This is a genomic window from Negativicoccus succinicivorans, assembly GCF_018373335.1.
GTDB lineage: Bacteria > Bacillota > Negativicutes > Veillonellales > Negativicoccaceae > Negativicoccus > Negativicoccus succinicivorans_A.
Window position 1 is genome coordinate 1 of sequence record NZ_JAHAHH010000079.1, and the last position, 5,476, is coordinate 5,476.

Here is a 5,476-nt window from a genome sequence, read left to right on the forward strand (position 1 = left end):
TACTTGCGGAAGGCTTTAAACCGGAGGCCAATAGTTTTGGAGTTATATCAGGCGCGACACCGTATCCGTTGATACTGCTTCCATTCGGACTGTAATATTCTGCAATCGTTAAACGCAGTCCCGTTTCATCGGAGACCGGCAGTACGCTTTGTACTGTTCCTTTCCCATACGTTGTCGTACCAACTAAGATGCCCGTTTGGTGGTCCTTAATCGCTGCTGCTAAAATCTCACTGGCACTCGCACTGTCATGATCAATCAAAACCACAAAAGGAACGAGCTCATTGCTGCCGCTCACCTTGATAACTTCCGTTTTGCCGGAGCGCGGCACAATTCGTACCAATTCCCCCTGCGACACAAAATGATTCGCTACTGCCGTTACCGCTGCCAGCGAACCGCCCGGATTCTTGCGTAAATCCAAGACCAGGCGTTGCATGCCTCGATACTTTAATTCCTCCAGTACCCGGCTTACTTCTTCCGGAGTCTGTTCCGTAAACTGACTGATACGTAAATACCCGATCTTATCGGGCAGCATCTCGTGAGTTACCGTTGGAACGGAAAACTCTTTGCGTTGTAACGTAAACTCCCTGTCTCCGTTAGCACTTCGTACTGTAATTGTTACTTGTGTGTGCGCGGGCCCGGTGATTTTTTCAACCGTTTTAGGCAATGGTAGTCCTTTGGTTGTTTCCCCATCCACAGCAATAATATGTCCATTTACCGGAACATCCGCAGCTTCTGCGCTTCCGCCGGGCAAAACCTGCACGATGCGAGGAAATTCACTGTCAGTTGTCAAAATAATGCCGACCCCTACAAACTTGCCTTCTATGGATTTCGTAAAACGGGCAAAGTCACCTGCCGGCAAATAATAGGAGTACGGATCATTCAAGCTTTGTACTAGGCCGCCAATCGCACCGTCGGTCAATTGGACCGGATCCGGTCGATGAACGTAATTATGTCGTACTGTGAGTAACACGCGCGCAAATCGCGCACCGTTTTCAACACTGCCAAATAAAAGATAGGACGTTGCCAATAAAACCAAAATAACAAAAACAGTTCCCGTCACTACTGCACGTACCAGATATTTAAAATTCCATGGTTGTTTCATCAGAGATATCCCATCGGGTCTACAGGCGAGCCGTTAACACGCACTTCAAAATGGCAATGCGGTCCGGTCGAATAACCGGTAGATCCCGCATATGCTATGACCTGTCCCTGTTGTACACTCTGCCCCGGCGAAACCGCCAGCTCGGAGTTATGTCCGTACAAAGTACTCAAACCATTCCCATGATCAATAACAACGGCATAGCCGTAACCGCCGAGCCAGTCCGCTTCAATGACGACACCGCTATCCGCTGCTACAATAGGCGTGCCGGTATCGACTCCGATATCGATGCCCGAATGATAAATCTGCGTGCCGAAAATCGGGTGAATTCGATAACCGAACGGTGATGTGATAGGACCGCTTGTCGGCCAAACGAAAACGCCACTACCATGCACAACCTGTCCGGCACTGGCACCTTGTTGTTGCCGCGCCCTAATACGTGCCTCGATATCTTGACTGGTCGCCTGCAATTCCGCATAAGAAGCTTCCGCCAATGCCTTTTCATCCTGCAAGCGTGCTAAGACAATCAGCTGATCCTGTTTTTTATTTTCTACAACAGTCTTTTTTGCTTCCGCTTCGACTTGCAGTTTTGCCAACTGTTGACGTTGTTCTTCCAACTGCTGCTTTTTTTGTAAAATAAGCTCTCGCTCGGCGCGAATTTCTGTAATTAAATTCAGATCGGCCGAAACAATTCGTTTCAAAAATTCCAAGCGATTAGCAAAATCGGTAAAGTTTTTCGCGCCTAAAACGACTTCTAAATAATTCAGCTTGCCATGCATATACACGTCACGTAAACGCTTATTTAAAATCCGCTCCCGTTCATCCAGTCGTTTTTGCGCAGCGGCAAGTTCCACTTCGGTTTGTTGAATTTGGGCATTGACTTGCGATTGTTGTACTTCCACTGCATGCAGCTCATCTAAAGCTGCATCCAACTCACTTTGAATCTGACGCAACAGTTCGGAAACCGAACCGATTTGCTCCTCGGCAAGTTCTTTACGGTGTTGTGCTTCATCCATTTGTGATTGCACATTAGAGAGTTCCGCTTCTAAGTCTTCCGCCAAAGACGGCGTTACAAAGCATTGGCAGAAGGCCCATATTAAAAGCCATGCGGCTCCTTTTTCCCATCGTTTCATAAACTATACCTTCATGTACTTGTGCACCGAAATTGCACTGCCGACAACACCGATCAAAATACCAGCCCCAAGTAAAATAGCTGCTATTTGCGCAATAAAAGGATATACCGGAATCAAGGGTAAAAATGCAAATCCGTTGGCAACTAATTCCCGCAGCGCCCATACATACAATTGCCACAAGCTAACGCCTGCAAAAATGGCGCCTATTGTACCGAGAATCATACCTTCCAAAAGGAACGGCCAACGAATAAATCCGTTCGTGGCACCGACGTATTTCATAATTTCTATTTCTTTACGTCGTGCGTAAACGGTCAAACGAATCGTATTGGAAACGATAAAAATCGTAGCAAAGGCCAGGAAGATAATCAAAATCATCCCACCGATTCTGACAATCTGAGTGAATTGGAATAATTTTTCAATCGTTTCCTGTCCGTATTGAACGCTTTCCACTTCCGGATAGCCCACGAACAATTCTGCTCCATGATGTACTCCCGAAGGTGTTTCGTAAACCACCGTAAATGAGGACGGCAACGGGTTGCCGTTTAACGAGTCCAGCAGGTAGCTTTGGTCACCCAAGCGATCTTTAAATTCCGCAAGTGCCTGATCTTTATTTACAAAAGTTACGGATTTGGTCTGGGGAGCGCTTTTTATTTTGTGTTCCACTGCATGAATCTGCTCTGACGTCAGTCCATCTTTTAAGTACACACTTAACTCAACCTGATTTTCCAGATACGAAGCAGCATGATTCAAATTCCAAACCGTTGTCATGAACATGCCCAAAATAAACAGGGATAAAGTGACCGTCAAAATGGAGGCAATTGTCATCCATCCATTACGAAAGAACGAACGAAAAGCCTCTTTGAGGAAGTACAAAAAGGTTCTAAATTTCATCGTAAGCCCCTTTCTGTACATCGCGAACAATCTCTCCGTCTTCAATCGTCAGAACACGTTTATGCATACGATTAACGAGTTCTTTGGCATGCGTCACCATGATAATTGTGGTGCCGAGATGATTGATGTGGTTAAACAACTCCATAATGGTTTGTGCTGTAGCCGGATCCAAGTTTCCTGTCGGCTCATCGGCGATTAATACCACCGGGCGATTAACCAGTGCGCGGGCAATCGCTACACGTTGCTGTTCGCCCCCCGACAAATTGGCGGGTAATTGGTTGGCTTTAGCTGTCAAATTGACAAGTTCCAACGCATTATGTACTTTCTGCTTGATTTCGGTGGGCGAAACTTCCATGACTTCTAAAGCAAAAGCGACATTTTCAAATGCCGTTTTGTTCGGCAAAAGGCGGAAGTCCTGAAAAACAATCCCAAGCTTACGACGCAGATACGGGATCTTGCTCTTTTTCAAACGGTTGACTTCAATTCCGTCGACGAAAACTTTGCCTTCATCCGGCACGGTTTCATGGGAAAGTAACTTAATAAAAGTAGATTTTCCCGCCCCACTCGGTCCGACGAGAAAGACAAACTCACCTTTTTCAATATGTAAATTTAAATTTCGCAGCGCGATATTATTACCATATCGTTTGGTAACATTTTCAAAGCAGATCATTATACCCTACTCTTTCGGCTGATAACACGTTTCGCGGCTAAAACAATATGTGCTGCCGTTAAACCGTACTTCTCCAACAACGCATCCGGCGTTCCAGATTCCCCGAAAGTATCTTTAGTGCCTACCATTTCCATGGGCGCCGGCGTAGATTGTACCAACACTTCGGCAATCGCTGCCCCTAAACCGCCAATGATATTGTGTTCTTCACAGGAAACAATCGCACCGGTCATCTTGACCGCTTCCTGAATGGCCGTCGCGTCAATCGGTTTAATGCTGCTCACATTGACCACTCTTGCCGAAATGCCTTCCGAATCAAGAATTTCCGCTGCTTCTAATGCCGGTGCCACCATAACGCCGCACGCCATAAGCGTTACATCGGCGCCATCACGCAATAATGTCGCTTTGCCCGGTGTAAACGTACAGCCTTCGGGCATAACATCCTCCACTTTGGCACGCCCCATACGAATATAAACCGGACCTTCATAGTCAGCGGCCCAGCGAATAATAGCCTTCGTTTCGGCGGCGTCCGCGGGAACAGTTACCGTCATATTCGGCAATGTACGCATCAATGAAATGTCTTCAAGCATCTGGTGCGTCGCTCCGTCTTCACCGACAGTCAGACCGGAATGCGTCACCGCAATTTTAACGTTGAGCTTAGGATAGCAAATAGAATTTCGGATTTGTTCGTAGGCACGGCCGGCGCCGAATACAGCAAACGTCGAAGCAAAGGGAATTTTTCCCGTTGTCGCAAAACCTGCGGCAACCCCCATCATGTTTTGCTCGGCAATACCGCAGTTGAAATGCCGTTCAGGAAAGACTTTTTTAAATTCTGCTGTTTTGGTAGATGAAGATAAATCAGCATCCAAAACAACAATCTTTGGATTCTCGGCCCCCAATTCTTTCAGGATTTCGCCGTATGCATCGCGCGTTGCTTTGGCCATTATTCATCCTCCAATTCTTTTATATACAGGTTGTATTGTTCGAACGATGGAGCTTTGCCGTGCCAACCTGCCTGATTTTCCATTTCACGAATTCCTTTGCCTTTTACGGTTTTCATAATAATAGCAGTCGGCATACCTTTTGTTTCTCGCGCTTCGGCGATTGCTTCGTGCAGGGCATTAATATCATGACCGTCCACTTCAATAGTATGCCAATTAAAGGCGCGGAATTTATCCGGTAATGGTAAAGGCGACATAACGTCGGTAATTTTACCGTCGATTTGCAATCCGTTAAAGTCGACAAACGCCGTCAAGGTATCCAGCTTATAATGACCTGCAAACATTGCAGCTTCCCAGACTTGACCTTCCTGCGATTCTCCGTCACCTACGATAACAAACGTATGATACGCGTCATTTTCAAGTTTTGCATTCAAGGCCATACCGCATGCCGCACTGAACCCCTGTCCGAGAGAGCCTGTCGTCATTTCCACCCCCGGTGTATGCTTCATATCCGGATGGCCTTGCAGCATCGCATCAATTTTACGTAAATGCCAAAGCTCGTCTTTAGCAAAAAAGCCCTTACCCGCCAATGCCGCGTACAAACCTGGCGCAGCATGTCCTTTGGAAAGCACCAAACGATCACTATCCGGACGATGCGAATCACTCGGGTCGTTATTCATCTCCACGTTATAAAGAAATGCAAGCAAATCAGTAATTGATAATGATCCGCCGGGATGCCCGCTTT

6 protein-coding genes are annotated in these 5,476 nt (G+C 46.7%); all 6 read right to left on the minus strand.

Annotated features, from left to right (window positions below; all coding sequences use genetic code 11):
• The coding region (locus tag KH813_RS05850; protein ID WP_303994419.1) for a S41 family peptidase at positions 1-1,102 on the minus strand (1,102 nt) is incomplete at its 3' end.
• On the minus strand, positions 1,102-2,232 hold the full coding sequence (locus KH813_RS05855; protein ID WP_303994421.1) for a murein hydrolase activator EnvC: 1,131 nt from the start codon (positions 2,230-2,232) through the stop codon (positions 1,102-1,104). The genes KH813_RS05850 and KH813_RS05855, both read right to left, overlap by 1 nt.
• 3 nt (positions 2,233-2,235) lie before the next feature.
• Positions 2,236-3,123: a permease-like cell division protein FtsX gene (gene ftsX, locus KH813_RS05860; protein ID WP_303994422.1), complete on the minus strand. Its 888-nt coding sequence runs from the start codon at positions 3,121-3,123 to the stop codon at positions 2,236-2,238.
• Positions 3,113-3,793 carry a cell division ATP-binding protein FtsE gene (ftsE, locus tag KH813_RS05865; RefSeq protein WP_303994424.1) on the minus strand — a complete coding sequence of 227 codons (681 nt, stop codon included), beginning with the start codon at positions 3,791-3,793 and terminating at the stop codon, positions 3,113-3,115. The genes ftsX and ftsE overlap by 11 nt, the downstream gene beginning before the upstream one ends.
• Positions 3,793-4,734: a transketolase family protein gene (locus tag KH813_RS05870; protein WP_303994425.1), complete on the minus strand. Its 942-nt coding sequence runs from the start codon at positions 4,732-4,734 to the stop codon at positions 3,793-3,795. Before KH813_RS05870 ends, ftsE begins: the two co-directional genes overlap by 1 nt.
• Positions 4,734-5,476 (minus strand): transketolase (locus tag KH813_RS05875; RefSeq protein ID WP_303994427.1); only part of this gene is annotated, 743 nt, incomplete at its 5' end. The genes KH813_RS05875 and KH813_RS05870, both read right to left, overlap by 1 nt.

What these genes read in the sequence shown, in the direction of transcription:
- KH813_RS05855 (WP_303994421.1), bottom strand. Translation starts at nt 2,232, where the DNA reads ATGAAACGATGGGAAAAAGGAGCCGCATGGCTTTTAATATGGGCCTTC.
- ftsX (WP_303994422.1), bottom strand. Translation starts at nt 3,123, where the DNA reads ATGAAATTTAGAACCTTTTTGTACTTCCTCAAAGAGGCTTTTCGTTCG.
- ftsE (WP_303994424.1), bottom strand. Translation starts at nt 3,793, where the DNA reads ATGATCTGCTTTGAAAATGTTACCAAACGATATGGTAATAATATCGCG.
- KH813_RS05870 (WP_303994425.1), bottom strand. Translation starts at nt 4,734, where the DNA reads ATGGCCAAAGCAACGCGCGATGCATACGGCGAAATCCTGAAAGAATTG.